The 14,407-nt window shown below is 75.9% G+C and carries 15 protein-coding genes; 7 read left to right on the forward strand and 8 right to left on the reverse strand.

Annotated elements, in window-relative coordinates; all coding sequences use genetic code 11:
• The 3 genes from ACW0Q9_RS22135 to ACW0Q9_RS22145 form a co-directional block, all read left to right on the forward strand.
• Positions 1 to 1,242, forward strand: a 1,242-nt coding sequence (locus ACW0Q9_RS22135) for a glycoside hydrolase family 3 protein (protein WP_456184261.1), incomplete at its 5' end; no start/stop codon positions are given.
• A gap of 96 nt (positions 1,243 to 1,338) precedes the next feature.
• Entirely contained in the window at positions 1,339 to 2,325 is a 987-nt protein-coding gene (locus ACW0Q9_RS22140; RefSeq protein ID WP_456184263.1) for a glycosyltransferase family 2 protein, read from the forward strand.
• Positions 2,322 to 4,598: a hypothetical protein gene (locus tag ACW0Q9_RS22145; protein ID WP_456184265.1), complete on the forward strand. Its 2,277-nt coding sequence runs from the start codon at positions 2,322 to 2,324 to the stop codon at positions 4,596 to 4,598. Before ACW0Q9_RS22140 ends, ACW0Q9_RS22145 begins: the two co-directional genes overlap by 4 nt.
• A gap of 9 nt (positions 4,599 to 4,607) precedes the next feature.
• On the opposite strand, the gene ACW0Q9_RS22150 is transcribed toward ACW0Q9_RS22145, so the two are convergent.
• The 7 genes from ACW0Q9_RS22150 to ACW0Q9_RS22180 form a co-directional block, all read right to left on the reverse strand.
• Complete coding sequence (locus ACW0Q9_RS22150; protein ID WP_456184267.1) at positions 4,608 to 5,264, reverse strand: lipoprotein; 657 nt, start codon at positions 5,262 to 5,264, stop codon at positions 4,608 to 4,610.
• A gap of 74 nt (positions 5,265 to 5,338) precedes the next feature.
• Positions 5,339 to 6,049, reverse strand: a complete 711-nt coding sequence (locus ACW0Q9_RS22155; RefSeq protein ID WP_456184269.1) for a class I SAM-dependent methyltransferase — start codon at positions 6,047 to 6,049, stop codon at positions 5,339 to 5,341.
• Between the two features lie 153 nt (positions 6,050 to 6,202).
• The gene (gene fabF, locus ACW0Q9_RS22160) at positions 6,203 to 7,429 is read right to left on the reverse strand and encodes a beta-ketoacyl-ACP synthase II (protein WP_456184271.1); all 1,227 of its coding nucleotides are present in this window, start codon (positions 7,427 to 7,429) and stop codon (positions 6,203 to 6,205) included.
• Positions 7,430 to 7,431: 2 nt separating this feature from the next.
• Positions 7,432 to 7,671, reverse strand: a complete 240-nt coding sequence (locus ACW0Q9_RS22165) for an acyl carrier protein (RefSeq protein WP_007072348.1) — start codon at positions 7,669 to 7,671, stop codon at positions 7,432 to 7,434.
• A gap of 85 nt (positions 7,672 to 7,756) precedes the next feature.
• On the reverse strand, positions 7,757 to 8,701 hold the full coding sequence (locus ACW0Q9_RS22170; protein ID WP_456184273.1) for a beta-ketoacyl-ACP synthase III: 945 nt from the start codon (positions 8,699 to 8,701) through the stop codon (positions 7,757 to 7,759).
• Between the two features lie 58 nt (positions 8,702 to 8,759).
• Positions 8,760 to 9,689, reverse strand: coding sequence for an ACP S-malonyltransferase (locus ACW0Q9_RS22175; RefSeq protein ID WP_456184275.1), 930 nt, complete (start codon positions 9,687 to 9,689; stop codon positions 8,760 to 8,762).
• Between the two features lie 78 nt (positions 9,690 to 9,767).
• Positions 9,768 to 11,033: a PucR family transcriptional regulator gene (locus ACW0Q9_RS22180; protein WP_456184277.1), complete on the reverse strand. Its 1,266-nt coding sequence runs from the start codon at positions 11,031 to 11,033 to the stop codon at positions 9,768 to 9,770.
• A gap of 150 nt (positions 11,034 to 11,183) precedes the next feature.
• Here ACW0Q9_RS22180 and ACW0Q9_RS22185 point away from each other — a divergent pair, with 150 nt between their 5' ends.
• From ACW0Q9_RS22185 to ACW0Q9_RS22195, 3 genes are all read left to right on the forward strand, one after another.
• Complete coding sequence (locus ACW0Q9_RS22185) at positions 11,184 to 11,729, forward strand: orotate phosphoribosyltransferase (protein WP_456184279.1); 546 nt, start codon at positions 11,184 to 11,186, stop codon at positions 11,727 to 11,729.
• A 127-nt stretch (positions 11,730 to 11,856) separates the two neighbouring features.
• The gene (locus ACW0Q9_RS22190; RefSeq protein WP_456184281.1) at positions 11,857 to 12,192 is read left to right on the forward strand and encodes a hypothetical protein; all 336 of its coding nucleotides are present in this window, start codon (positions 11,857 to 11,859) and stop codon (positions 12,190 to 12,192) included.
• 45 nt (positions 12,193 to 12,237) lie between these two features.
• Positions 12,238 to 13,155 (forward strand): NADP-dependent oxidoreductase, encoded by a 918-nt coding sequence (locus ACW0Q9_RS22195; RefSeq protein ID WP_456184287.1) that lies wholly within the window; start codon positions 12,238 to 12,240, stop codon positions 13,153 to 13,155.
• An 8-nt stretch (positions 13,156 to 13,163) separates the two neighbouring features.
• Here ACW0Q9_RS22195 and ACW0Q9_RS22200 read toward each other — a convergent pair whose 3' ends face one another.
• The gene (locus tag ACW0Q9_RS22200; RefSeq protein ID WP_456184283.1) at positions 13,164 to 13,826 is read right to left on the reverse strand and encodes a hypothetical protein; all 663 of its coding nucleotides are present in this window, start codon (positions 13,824 to 13,826) and stop codon (positions 13,164 to 13,166) included.
• 223 nt (positions 13,827 to 14,049) lie between these two features.
• Between ACW0Q9_RS22200 and ACW0Q9_RS22205 the strand changes: the two genes are divergently transcribed.
• Positions 14,050 to 14,407: copper resistance CopC family protein (locus tag ACW0Q9_RS22205; RefSeq protein WP_456184285.1), on the forward strand; the 358-nt coding region annotated here is incomplete at its 3' end.

Below are 14,407 nucleotides of genomic sequence, written 5' to 3' on the forward strand. Positions count from 1 at the left end.
CCCTTCCTGATCGGCACCGACCAGGAGTACGGCGTGGTCACCCGGATCACCGACGGGGTGACCCTGCTGCCCAGCCCGCTGGCCGCCGGCGCGGCCGGCAACCCGGCGCTCACCGAGGCCGCCTGGCGGGCCGCCGGCGCCGAGCTGGCCGCCATGGGGGTCAACCTGGACTTCGCCCCGGTGGCCGACGTGCTGGCCACCCGGAGCACGGTGATCGGCTCCCGCTCCTTCGGCGCCGACCCGGCGACCGCCTCGGCCCAGGTGGCCGGCGCGGTGCGCGGGTTGCAGGCCGAGGGGGTCGCGGCCAGCGTCAAGCACTTCCCGGGGCACGGGCTCAGCGCCGCCGACTCGCACACCGACCTGCCGGTGGTCGGGCAGTCCCGGGCCGTGCTGGACCGCACCGCGTTCCCGCCCTTCCACGCCGGGATCGACGCTGGCGCCATGGCGGTCATGTCCGCCCACCTGGACGTCAAGGCGGTCGACCCGGGCACCCCGGCCACCTTCTCCCGCAAGCTGCTCACCGACGTGCTTCGCGGCCAGCTCGGCTTCCAGGGCGTGGTGATCACCGACGGGATGAACATGGCGCCGGCCAAGCGGTGGTCGCCGGGGGAGGCCGCGGTCCGGGCGCTGAACGCCGGCAACGACCTCATCCTCATGACCCCGAACGTGGGCCAGGCGTACGACGGGCTGCGGGCCGCGCTCAAGGACGGCTCGCTGCCCCGGACCCGGCTGGTCGAGGCGGTCACCCGGGTGCTGACCATGAAGTTCAAGCTGGCCGACCGGCCGGCGCCGGCGCTGTCGACGCTGGACAGCGCCGCGCACCGCAAAGCCGCCGCCGACCTGGCCGCCGCCGCGGTGACCATGCTGCGCGGCCGGTGCGGCAGCCCGGTGGCCGGCCCGGTCACCGTCACCTCCTCCGGCGGGCGGGACCGCACCCGGGCCGTGCTGACCGAGGCGCTGAAGGCCGCCGGGGTGAAGGTGGTGCCGAACGGCGGGACCGTGGTGCACCTCGTCGGGTACGGCGACGGGAACGGGGACCTGCGCGCCGACGCCACCGTGACGGTGGCCATGGACACCCCGTACGTGCTGGCCGGGGCGAAGTCGCCGACCCTGCTGGCCACCTACTCGTCCACCCGGGCGTCGATGACCGCGCTGGCCGCGGTGCTCGCCGGCAAGGCCCGGCCGACCGGCCGCTCGCCGGTGCCGGTGTCCGGCCTGCCGGCCACCACCTGCGGCACCTGACCGGGGCGGGCCCGGGCGACCGACCCGGTCCTGACCTGCCCGACTGGTAGCGTCGGCCCCGTCCGCCGCCGCCAGGAACCCGGAGGGTCGAGTGCCGTGACCGCGCCGCAGCCGGCCCTGTCCGTGGTGGTGCCGATCTTCAACGAGGAGGCCGTCCTCCCGCTGCTCGCCGTCCGGCTGCGTGGCGTGCTGGACGGGCTCGGCGAGGCGTACGAGGTGGTGGCCGTCGACGACGGCAGCACCGACGGCACCCCGGCGGCGCTGGCCGCGCTCCGGGTCGGCTGGCCCGAGCTGCGGGTGCTCCGGCTGCGCCGCAACAGCGGGCACCAGGCCGCCCTGCACGCCGGCCTGCTCCGCGCCCGCGGCGCGCACGTGGTCAGCATCGACGCCGACCTCCAGGACCCGCCCGAGGTGATCGTCGAGCTGCTCCGCCGGGCCCGCGCCGACGGCCTCGACGTGGTCTACGCCGTGCGGGTGGACCGCAGCCGGGACACCCGGTTCAAGCGGTGGACCGCGGGCGGCTACTACCGCCTGGTCCGGCGGCTGGTCGGCGAGCAGGTGCCCGCCCAGGCCGGCGACTTCCGGCTGCTCAGCCGGGCCGTGGTCGAGGCGCTGCGGGAGCTGCCCGAGCGCAACCCGGTGCTCCGGCTGGTGGTGCCCTGGTTCGGCTTCCCCAGCGCCGAGGTGACCTACGAGCGGCAGGAACGCGCCGCCGGCCGGACGAAGTACCCGCTGTCCCGGATGGCCGGGCTGGCCGCCGAGAGCGTCACCAGCTTCTCCGCCGCGCCGCTGCGGGTGGCCACCTGGCTGGGCCTGGTCGGCGTGGCGGTCTGCGGGGTGCTGGTGGTGGTGGCGGTGCTGGCCTGGTTCGCCGGCGCCACGGTCAGCGGCTGGCCCTCGCTCTACCTGGCGATCCTCTTCCTCGGCGCGGTGCAGCTGCTCTGCCTCGGCCTGCTCGGCGAGTACGTGGCCCGGATCTACACCGCCGTGCAGGGCCGGCCCGCGTACGTGGTGGCCGGGGACAGCGCCGCCGGCGGGCCGGCCCGCCCGGACACCGCCGAGCTGGCCGACAGCCTGCGGTGACCGCCGTCGCCACCGGCGCCGCCCCGGCGGCCGCCGACCTGCGCCGTCGCCCGGCCGCCCTGCGCTGGGCCCCCGCCGTCGCCGGCTACGCCGCCGTGGTCGCCGTGCTGCTCGCCGCCGGCACCCCGGCCGGCGCGATCGCCCGCTGGACGGCGTACGCGTCGCTGGCCGTGCTGCTCCCCGGCACCCTGGTGTTCCGCGCGCTGCGCCGCCGGCCGCACACCCTGGTCGAGGACCTGGCCATGGGCGCGGCCGTCGGCCTGGTGCTGGAGCTGGTCGCCTGGGCCGGGTTCACCGCGGTCGGCCTGCCCGGCTGGCTGCGGCTCTGGCCGCTGGCCGTGGTGGTGCCGTTCGCCGTGGTGCCCGGGCTGCGCCGGCACTGGCGGGTCCGCCACCCCACCCTGGTCCCGGCCGGCTGGGCGTGGTCGCTGGCGGGGGTGGTGGCCGGCTTCACCCTCTACCTGTACGGCTCGTTCCTCGCCGTCAACCCGGTGCTGCCCACCGACGAGGGGCAGGCCCAGTACATCGACCTGGCCTTCCAGCTCTCCATCGCGGGGGCGGCCACCCATCAGGTGCCGCCGGAGGTGCCGCAGGTCGCCGGGGAGCCGCTGCACTACCACTGGTTCGGCTTCGCCCACCTGGCCGCCACCAGCCTGGTCAGCGGCGTCGACCTGCCCACCGTGCTGTTCCGGCTCGCCGTCCCCGCGCTCTGCGCGCTCGCCGCGGTGCTGGTGGCCGTGGTCGGCTGGCGGATCACCGGCCGGCCGTACGCCGGGGTGGTGGCCGCCGCGCTGCTGTTCACCGTGGGCGAGTTCGGCTTCGAGAACGGCTGGCGGCAGCTCTTCGGCAGCCAGGCCACCTTCGTCGTCTGGGGCAGCCCGTCGATGACGTACAGCTGGGTGCTGCTGCTGCCGCTGATCGCCGTGCTCGGTGAGATCGTGGGCCGGGCCCGCGGGTCGGGCGTGCCCGCACTGGGCCGCGGCGCGTGGGCGTTGGTGGTGCTCCTCCTGGCCGCGTCGACCGGCGCGAAGGCCAGCTCGCTGCCGGTGGTGCTGGCCGCGCTCGGGCTCACCGCCGCGGTCTCCCTGGTGGTCCGCCGCCGGCTGCCCCGGCGCGTGCTGGTCGCCGCCGGGCTGGCGCTGGCCGCGCAGTTCTTCGCCACCGCCGTGCTGTTCGCCTTCGAGAGCCACGGGGTGGTCCTCGACCCGTTCTCCGGGCTGCGCCCGTACGTGCCGACCGACCGTGCGGCCGGCGTGACCGCGCTCTTCTGGGTGCTGGCCGGGCTGGCGTTCCTGCTCAACCTCCAGCTCCGGGTGGCCGGCGCGCTGGCCCTGCTCCGGCTGCGCCGGTGGCGGCCCGAGCCGGTGCAGGTGTTCCTGATCGGTGGTGCGCTCGCCGGGCCGGCGATCTACCTGCTCGTCGGTCATCCCGGCAGCAGCAACCAGTACTTCACCCGGACCGGGTTCGCCTTCGGCGTGCTGCTCTCCGCCTGGGGCTGGGTCGAGGTGGCCGACCGGGCCGCCCTCACCGCCCGCGGCCGGTGGCTGCTCGGCGCGGGCACGGCCGGGTTCGCCGTGCTGCTCACCGCCGTGCAGCTCGACGCCGCGACCAGCACGCCGGCCCTGCCCGCGTACGCCCCGGTGCTGCCGCTGCTCCGCTGGGCCGCCGTGCTGGCCGTGCCGGTGGTGCTGGCGGCCCTGTGCTGGCCGGCTCTCGTGGGGCGCTGGCCCGGGCTGGCCGGCCGGGGCGGGCTGCTGCTGCTCACCGCCGTGCTGACCGCCGGGGCGCCGGGGCTGGTGCTGGACGCCGCGGCGACCCGGGTCTACCCGAACGGTGGGGCGTACCCGGTGGTGGCGATGCCCGCCTCCCGGGTCGAGGCGGCCCGCTGGGTGCGGGCGCACAGCGCCCCGGACGACGTGCTCGCCACCAACGCGCACTGCCGTGAGGTGGTGGACGGCTGGTGCGACGCCCGCTCGTTCTGGCTCAGCGGCTACGCCGAGCGCTCGGTGCTGGTCGAGGGGTGGGCGTTCGCGCCCCGGATGGTCGGCCGGCCGGAGGGCCCGTACGCCCCGTTCTGGGACGCCGACCGGCAACGGGCCAACGACACGGCCTTCACCGCACCGACCCCCGCCGGCCTGGCCGCCCTGCGCGACCGGTTCGGGGTGCGCTGGCTGGTGGTGGACCGGCAGGTCGGGGCGGAGTCGCCGGCCCTGCGGACGCTGGCCGACCTGCGCTTCGAGAACTCCCGGACCGCCGTCTACCGGCTGCGCTGACCCGGCCGGTCAGCCGGTGACGGCGAGGGTCCGCACGGCCAGCCGGTAGCCGGGCAGCAGGTCCGCCGCCTCGGCGATCAGGCTCTCGTTCGTGGTCAGCAGCACGGTCTGATCGCCCGCCCGGACGGCGAGCGCCCACTCCCGGCTCGCGTCGCCGGTCAGCTCGCTCGTCGACGTCCAGGTCGCCTCCACGGCGTCCACCGCGCCGGACCGAACCGTCCGGTACGCCGGGTCGGCCACCCCCTCGCCGGCCGTCACATACGCCTCCAGCGCCGGTTTCGGTCCGGTCCCCGGGTGGTCGGCCGTCCACACCCGCAGGAAGCCGGCCCCGGCCCGCCGGCCGTCGACCTCACACCGGGCGGTGGCGCCACCGCGCCGGGCGAGCACGCCGAGCGCCTCGCCCAGCTCGCCCTCGGGGATCGTGACCTGTTCCGCCTTCCGCCCTGCCGGCACCGAGAACGAGACCGGCAGCTCGCAGCCGCTGCCCGTGCCGCCGACGGCGCCGGCGGCCGGCGCGGGGGCCACCTCGTCGTACCAGGGCGGCCCGCCGGCGGCCGGCGTGCCCGCGGGGTGCCCGGTCGACCCGGCGGGGGCGGCCTGCTCGTCCGTGCAGCCGGCCAGCGCGGCCAGCGCGAGCACGGGCAGCACGGCGAACCGTCGGATCATGGCGTGCGTCCCCCGTCGATCGTGGTGCCGCCGGCGTGGCGGGCCGGGAGATCCTATCGGTGGCGGCCGGCGGGTCAGGCCGGACGGTGGGCGCGCAGCATCAGCGAGACCCCGGGCAGCGCCTTCACCGGCAGGTGACGCTCGGCCGTGACGACCGTGCGCAGTCCCAGGTTGACCAGCGGGTGCGGCGCGTCCAGGTCGCTGCCGGTCGAGCGACGTCGCCGCCACGCCGCCACCGGGCGGAGCAGCACGTTCCAGCTCCACAGCTCGTCGACCACGAGGCCGGCCTTCTCCACCACGGCCCGCAGGCCGGCGCGGTCGTAGCGGCGGACGTGCCCGACCGCCACGTCGTGCGCCGACCAGAGCCGCATGTCGGCGGGCACCGCGACCAGGGCCGTCCCGCCGGGGCGCAGCGCCCGCCGGATCTCGGCCGCCGCGAGGTGGTCCTCGTCGAAGTGCTCCAGGATGTCGAAGGCCACCACCAGGCCCAGGCCGGCCGAGGGGACCGGCAGGTGCCGGGCGTCGGCCCGGATCACGTCCAGGCCCCGCTCCCGGGCCAGCCCGGCGCCCTCGGCGCTGTACTCCAGGGCGAGCGGTCGCCAGCCGTGCGCCCGCAGCACCCGGGTGTTCCCGCCGCCGGCCGCGCCGATGTCCAGCGCCCGGCCCGGGCGGGTGCCGGCCGCGGCCAACCGGCGCAGCGCCCGGCCCAGCAGGGCCCGCCGCTCCCGGTACCACCAGTGGGTGTCCTCCAGCGCGGCGAGCTTGCGGATCTCGGTCGCTTCCACGGGTGGTGCTCCTCGACGGCTCGGCGGCCCTCACCCTAACGGCCCGGGCGGCCGGGGACCGGGCCGCCGGCAAATCCGGGCGCAACCGGGGCCGAGACGTGGCGCGGGCCCGCGTCCTGGTGTGGACGCGGGCCCGGAGCGGGTGTGCCGTGCTCAGGCCCGGGTGAAGACCAGGGCCACGTTGTGCCCGCCGAAGCCGAACGCGTTGTTCAGCGCCGCGGGGATCTCCAGGTGGCGCGCCTTGTGCGCGGCCACGTCCAGGGTGAGGCCGTCGTCCGGGTCGTCCAGGTTGATCGTCGGAGGTACGACGCCGTCCCGGATGGCCAGGATGGTGGCGATCGACTCCAGCGCACCGGCCGCGCCGAGCAGGTGCCCGGTCATCGACTTGGTGGCCGACAGCACCGGGTGGTCGCCCACCGCCTTGCGCAGCGCGCCGATCTCCAGCATGTCGCCGACCGGGGTCGAGGTGGCGTGCGCGTTGACGTGCCGGATGTCCGTCTTCGCGACGTCCGAGTCCGCGACCGCCTTGGCGATGGCCCGGATGGCGCCCTCGCCCTCGGCGTGCGGCTGCACGATGTCGTACGCGTCCGAGGTGATCCCGGCGCCGGCCAGGCGCGCGTAGACCCGGGCGCCGCGGGCGGCGGCGTGGTCGGCGCGCTCCAGGACCACCACGCCCGCGCCCTCACCGAGCACGAAGCCGTCGCGGCCCTTGTCCCACGGGCGGGACGCCTTCTCCGGCTCGTCGTTGCGGGTCGACATGGCCCGCATGGAGGCGAAGCCGGCGATCGGCAGCGGGTGGATGACCGCCTCGGTGCCGCCGGCCACCACCACGTCGGCCCGGCCGGAGCGGATGATGTCCAGGCCCAGCGCGATCGCCTCCGCGCCGGTCGCGCAGGCGCTGGCCACCGAGTGCACCCCGGCCTTGGCGCCCAGTTCCAGCCCGACCCAGGCGGCCGGGCCGTTCGGCATCAGCATGGGCACGGTGTGCGGGGAGACCCGCCGCGGGCCGGACGCCTCCAGGATGTCGTCCTGGGCGAGCAGGGTGGTGGCGCCGCCGATGCCGGAGCCGACGCTGACCGCCAGCCGCTCCGGGTCGAGCCCGGAGTCGGCCAGGCCGGCGTCCGCCCAGGCCTGCTGCGCCGCCACGATGGCGATCGCCTCGGACCGGTCCAGCCGGCGCAGCTTGACCCGGTCCAGCACCGCGGACGGGTCGACGGCGAGCTGCGCGGCGATCCGCACGGGCAGTTGCGCGGCCCACTCCTGGGTGAGCGCACTCACCCCGGAGCGGCCGGCGAGCATGGCGTCCCAGGTCGACGCGACGTCCCCGCCGAGCGGGGTCGTCGCGCCGAGCCCGGTGACGACGACGTCGGGGCGACTCATGATCAGGACTGCGCCTCGATGTAGCTGACGGCGTCACCGACGGTCTTGAGGTTCTGCACCTCGTTGTCCGGGATCTTGACGCCGAACTTCTCCTCGGCCGCCACCACGACCTCCACCATGGAGAGCGAGTCGACGTCGAGGTCGTCGGTGAAGGACTTCCCCTCGGCCACGTCGTCCGGGTTCACCCCGGCAACCTCTTCGAGGATCTCGGCGAGGCCGGCGGTGATCTCGTCACGGGTCATTGCGGTTGGTTCCTCTCATCGGGGGTTCACTCGACGGCCGGCGACGCCGGTCGTCGCACCTCGGCGCTCGCGCCCGAGGGGGTCTTCAGGGGCAGCGGACGACCTGACCGGCGTAGGTCAGGCCGCCACCGAAGCCGAACAGCAGCACCGGGGCGCCCGAGGGCACCTCGCGCCGCTCGATCAGCTTCGACAGGGCCAGCGGCACGCTCGCCGCCGACGTGTTGCCGGACTCGACGATGTCCTTGGCGATGATCGCGTTCGGGATGTTGAGCCGCTTGGCGATGCCGTCGATGATCCGGGCGTTGGCCTGGTGCGGCACGAACGCGGCCAGCTCCGACGGGTCCACCCCGGCCTTCTCGCAGGCCTGGAGCGCGAGCGGGGCCAGCGCGGTGGTGGCCCAGCGGAAGACCGCCTGCCCCTCCTGCGCGATGTACGGCCGCCAGCCCTCGATCCGGACCGCGTCGCTCTTCTCCGGCACCGAACCCCACACCACCGGTCCGACCCCGGCGGGCTCGCCCTCGGCGGTCGCGGTGACCACGGCCGCGCCGGCGCCGTCGCCGAAGATGATGCAGGTCGAGCGGTCGGTCCAGTCGGTGAAGTCGGAGAGCTTCTCCGCGCCGATGACGATCGCGTTGCGCGCCGCCCCGGCCCGGATGGCGTGGTCCACGGTGCCCAGCGCGTAGGCGAAGCCGGAGCAGGCGGTGTTGATGTCGTACGCGCCGGGGGCGCTGATGCCCAGCTTGGCCGCGACCCGGCAGGCCACGTTCGGGCTGCGGTCCACCGAGGTGCAGGTGGCCACCACGACGAGGTCGATGTCGGCGGCGGTGAGGCCCGAGGCGGCCAGCGCCTTGCCGGCGGCGGCGGTGGCCATGTCGGCCACCGTCTCGTCCCCGGCGATCCGTCGGGTGACGATGCCGACCCGGTCCCGGATCCACTCGTCGTTGGTGTCGACCATCTGGGCGAGGTCGTCGTTGGTGACCACGCGGGAGGGCTGGTAGTGCCCCATCGCGACGATCCGGCTGCCGGCCATCAGTGATTACCTTCCGTTCGCGACTGCGGGACCCGCAGGATCGGCTCGTTCCTCGCGCTCACGCCTGCTGCCCGCCGTGCCGGGCGATCAGGTCCCGCGCCGCGGGCAGGTCGTCGGGGGTGTTCAGGGTGACGATCTCCGGCGCGCCCTCGCCCTTGAGTTCGCGCTTGACCAGGCCGGCCAGGGTGCCGGCCGGCGGCAGCTCGATCACGCCGGTGACACCGAGGTCGGCCAGCGTGCGCATGCACAGGTCCCAGCGGACCGGCGCGGTCACCTGGCGGACCAGCCGCCGCACCATCTCCCGGCCCTGAGTGACCGCGGTGCCGTCGAGGTTGGAGAGCAGGGTGCGGGCCGGGTCGGCCGGGGTGATGCCGGCGGCCACCTCGGCCAGCGCGGTCTCGGCCGGGGCCATGTACGGCGTGTGGAAGGCGCCGGCCACCTTGAGCATGATGACCCGGGTCCGGGCCGGCGGCTCGGCGGCGAGCTTCTCCAGGCCGGCCACCGCGCCGGCGGCGACGATCTGGCCGGCGCCGTTGCGGTTGGCCGGGTGCAGCCCGTGCGCCTCGAGCGCGGCGAGCACCTCGTCCGGGTCGCCGCCGAGCACGGCGGCCATCCCGGTCGGCTCCAGCGCGCAGGCGGCGGCCATCTCCCGGCCGCGTACGCCGGCGAGGGTCACGGCCGCCTCGGCGGTGAGCACCCCGGCCAGGGCCGAGGCGCCGAGCTCGCCGACGCTGTGGCCGGCCACCACCGCGACGTCCTGCATCGGCAGGTGCTCGCCGGCGAGCAGCGCGGCCGCGACCAGCAGCGGCTGGGTGCGGGCGGTGTCCTTGATCTCGTCCGCGTCCGCCTGGGTGCCCAGGTGGAGCAGGTCGACGCCGGCCAGCGCCGACCACGAGCCCAGGCGCGCCGCCGCGCCCGGCAGGTCGAGCCAGGGGGTCAGGAAACCGGGCTTCTGGGAACCCTGTCCGGGGGAGAGTACGGCGAGCACGTCTACGACTCTGACGGATACTCGCGGGTCGCGCTGTAACGCACGGCACCAAACCGCACTAGAAGCTTTGGAGGATACCTACAAAGATCGGCGCCGATCATCACCTGTGTGTGCCGTTTTGCCGGCGCCTGGGGCCAATGTCTGGGTCGGGACGGGTGCGACCCCCGGGACCACCGGGTCGAGCCGACCGACCGTCAGCGCCACCTGGAGGGTGAACGCGTCGCGCGGCGTGAGCGGCGAGAAGCCGGCCACCTCGGCGACCCGCTTGAGCCGGTAACGCACCGTGTTCGGGTGCACGAAGAGCGCGCGGGCCGCGCTCTCCAGCGTGCCACCGGCGGCGAAGAAGGCGTCCAGCGTCTCCAGCAGCTCACCGCCGGCGCGGGCCAGCGGAGCGTACACGTCGTGGCGCAGCCGGCGGCGGGCCTCGGCGTCCCCGGCCAGGGCCCGCTCGGGCAGCAGGTCGGCGGCGGAGACCGGGCGAGGCGCGGTCGGCCAGGCCGGCGCGGCCCGGAAGCCGGCCAGCGCGGCGCGCGCCGAGTCGGTCGCCTCGTCCAGGCTGGGCACGGCCGGACCGACCACCACCGGGCCCTCCCCGAACGCGGTGAGCAGCTTCTCCGTGGCCGCCACCGGGTCGGCCGCCCCGCCCAGCACGATGACCAGCCGGTCGCCGTGCACACCGCCGATCACCTCGACCCCGATCCGGCGGGCCTGCCGGTAGACGGTGTGCAGCACGGCGGCCACCTCACCGCCGGGGGAGCGGCCCACCGCCACCGCCACCGGCGGCGCGTCCGACCAGCCCAGCGCCGCCGCGCGGCTGGCCAGCACGTCCGGCGAGTCGCCACGCAGCAGCGCGTCCACCAGCAACGCCTGCAACCGCGCGTCCCAGGAGCCGCGGGTCTCGGCGGCGCGGGCGTAGACCCGGGCGGCGGCGAAGGCGATCTCCCGGGAGAAGCGCAGCACGGCCTCCCGCAGCAACTGCTCCTCGCCCTTGACGGCGAGGTGCGACACCTGCTCCTCGACCACCTCGATGGTCACCTTGATCAGCGCCACGGTCTGCTGGAGGGTGATCGAGCGCGCGAGGGCCTGCGGCGCGGCCGCGAAAACCTCGTCCGACACCTCCTGGGTGCTGTCGGTCGCGCCACCGCCCTGGTGCAGCCACTGCACCAGCGACCGGACGCCGGCCTGGGCGACCAGCATGACCCAGGAGCGCTGGTCGGCCGGCAGCTCCCGGAACCAGGGCAGCGTCTCGTCCATCCGCGCCACGCTGGCGGTGGACAGCGCGCCCGCCGCCCGCTCGATGCGGCGCAGCGTCGCCGACAGTTCGGTCCCGCCCGGTTCGCTCACCGCGTGCCCTTGGCTCGCGACTGCGGGGCTCGCAACCCCGGCTCACTCCTCGCGCTCACGGCACCAGCCTGACACGCCCTGACCAGCGGCTCCACTCCGAGCCCCGCCCCACGGCCGGCCGCCGGCGGTGGCCGGTGACAATGATCTCCCGTGACCGACACCCCGCGCGACCTCGCCGACCTCGCCCACGACATCGACGCCACCTGCCGACTCACCGGCCGCTTCGTGCTCCGTTCCGGCCGGATCGCCGACGAGTACTTCGACAAGTACCGGTTCGAGGCCGACCCGGTGCTGCTGGACCGGGTCGCCGCCGGCCTGGCCGGCCTGGTCCCGCCCGGCACCGAGGTGCTGGCCGGCCTGGAGATGGGCGGCATCCCGGTGGTCACCGCGCTGGCCCGGCACGTCGGGCTGCCCTGCGCGTTCGTCCGCAAGACCGCCAAGGCGTACGGGACCGCCCGGCTCGCGGAGGGCGCGGACGTCGCCGGCCGGCGGGTGCTGGTGGTCGAGGACGTGGTGACCTCGGGCGGCCAGGTGGTGATCTCCACCGGGCAGCTCCGCGACCTGGGCGCGACCATCGAGCACGCGCTCTGCGTCATCGACCGGGGCGAGGGCGGCGCGGAGGCGCTCGCCGGGCACGGCATCGCGCTGCGCGCCCTGCTCACCCGCGCCGACCTGGACGCCGCCCGCCGGGCCTGACCGGCCCGGTCCCGGACGATCTCCACGGGTACGCGCTGAACACCCCGTCGGGCCCGGCCAGTACGGTGTCAGGGCACGTCGGGGTGACGACCGCCCGACGGGCGAAGGCGAACGTGAGGAGACCGGGATGGCGCACGGGGAGGCCGAGCACGGCTGCGCCCAGGGCGAGCCCTGCCGGCCGGGCCACCACGAGCAGCCGGCGCCCGCCAAGCACCCGCGCCGGACGGGCCTGACCCATCCGGCCGAGCCGGCCGCCGGATGGACGCCCGAGCGGGCGGACGACGAGCAGCCCGTGCCCCGCCAGCGGGCCGCCGAGCCGGCGACCCCGGCCGGGCCCGAGGCGGAGCCGGTGCAGGGCTGCCGCAGCGACCTGCCCGGCTGGGCGGGCGCCCACCGGCACGGCCCGGTCCGGCCGCGCAGCCGTGCGGTGCGCCGGGAGAGGCCCCCGCGCCGCTGGTGCTGACCCCGCAGCCGCCGTCCGGCGGTTAGCGTGGGCTGCGTGAAGGCGATGGCGATCGACGCGTACGGCCCCGCCGACCGGCTCACCCCGCGCGAGCTGCCCACCCCGCCGGTGGGGCCGGACACCGTCCTGGTCCGGGTGCGGGCCGCCGGGGTGAACCCGGTGGACGGGAAGATCCGCGAGGGGCACCTGGCCGCCCTGATGCCGAACCACTTCCCGCTGGTGCCCGGCTGGGACGCCGCCGGGGTGGTGGAGGCGGTCGGGCCGGCGGTGGCCGGGTTCGCGGTCGGTGACGAGGTGATCGGCTACGTCCGCCGCGACGACGTGCAGCACGGCACGTACGCGGAGCTGGTGCCGGCCCCGGAGCGGTGCCTGGCCGACAAGCCGGTGCAGTCGTCCTGGGCCGAGGCCGGCGGGCTGCCGCTGGCCGGGCTCACCGCCTACCAGGCGTTGCAGCTGGCCCGCACCGGCGCCGGCGACACGGTGCTGGTGCACGGCGCGTCCGGCGGTGTGGGGCACCTGGCGGTGCAGCTGGCCCGGGCGCTCGGCGCCCACCGGGTGATCGGCACGGCGAGCGAGGCCAACCACGACTTCGTGCGGTCGCTGGGCGCGGAACCGGTCAGCCACGGCGACGGCCTCCTGGACCGGGTCCGCGCGGTCGCGCCCGACGGGGTGGACGTGGCGCTGGACCTGTTCGGCGGCGACGCGCTGGACGTCTCCGCCGAGCTGCTCGCCCGGCCGGCGCGGCTGATCTCCACGGCCGACCCGGAGCACGTCACCCGGCTCGGCGGCAGCTACGTCTTCGTGAAACCGTCCACGGCCGACCTGAGCGTGCTGGCCGGGCTGGTCGACGCCGGCCGGCTCACCGTGCACGTGGCCCGGACGTTCCCGCTGGCCGAGGCGGCCGAGGCGCAGCGCCTGGTGGCGGCGGGACACGTCCGGGGCAAGGTGGTGCTGGAGGTCTGAGCCGGGGGTCAGCGGGTGCGGCGGCGCACCAGCAGCGCGATGCCGGCGAGCCCGGCGGTGATGACCACCATCACCCCGACGTTGAGCAGCAGCAGCCGCTGGAGTTCGCCCAGTGCGGCGTCGATGTCCTGCACCGGGTCGAGCGCCTCCTCCGGGATGACCCGCTCGCCGCCGCCGATGCCACCGCTGAGCGTGTCGAACTGCCGATCCAACGGGACCCCCGCGGCGCGCAGCGTCTCGGACATGTTGAGCCGGCCGAAGAACCAACCGGCCCGGGTCTTGCTCAGGTCGGGCTGCTTGGCCGGCCGGTAGACCCGGGGGCCGCCCTTGGCGAGCGGGTAGAGGTCGTAGGTCTTCGTCGGCTTGTCGGCGAAGAGCACCACGACCGTGTACTTGGGACCGAGGTCCTTGGCCGCCGGGCCACGCTGCTGGCCGCTGGCGCCCAGCCACTTGACCTGGTCGACGACCAGGTTCACCTCGGCCGGCCGGGTGTCCGCGCGCAGTCGCAGCGGCTGGTTGAGCCGATGGCCGGTGATGTCCACCCCGGCAGGCACGAGCTTGGGCTTGGGCGCCGCCTGCGCCGCTGCGACGCCGACGAGGGCCAGCGAGCACGCGGTCGCCACCACCACCCCGGCCACGGCTGCCAGCAGCCGCCTCACCTTCCGGACCATCGCCGCCTCCTCGCCCCGTTCGATGGGTGGCTTCCGCTGCAGGTCGCGCTGGATCGGCTGAGGGGTGGCCGCCGGGCGCGGAAACCGGCGTCACCTCAAAGACTCCGCAGAACGGCGCTAGGTTGCACTCGCTGGAAGAGTATTTGGAACTATTTGCGATCTGCGACCGACCAACAGAGCGGCCGATGATCAGCGGCCGGATCGTACCCGGATGGAGGGGTTCATGGGGGGCAGGGTCGCCCGTGTGGCGCGCGGCTGGTTGGTGGTGCTCGGGGTGGCGGCCGGGGTCTCGGTGCTGCTGCCGGCCGCGCCGGCGGCCGCGCACAACTCGTTGACCGGCAGCGATCCTCAGAACGGGGCGCGGGTGGCCACCGCGCCGAAGCGGATCGAGCTGCGGTTCCTCGCCGCGCCGGCGCCCGCGACGACGAAGATCACAGTCACCGGGCCGGACAACGTGGCCGCCGCCGGCGGCGCGCCGACCTTCACCGGCAACCGGGTGAGCGTGCCCTTCACCCCGGGCGCGGCCGGCCTCTACATCGTGGCCTACCGGGTCGGCTCGGCCGACGGCCATCCGGTCACCG

It is taken from the genome of Micromonospora sp. I033, assembly GCF_053890995.1.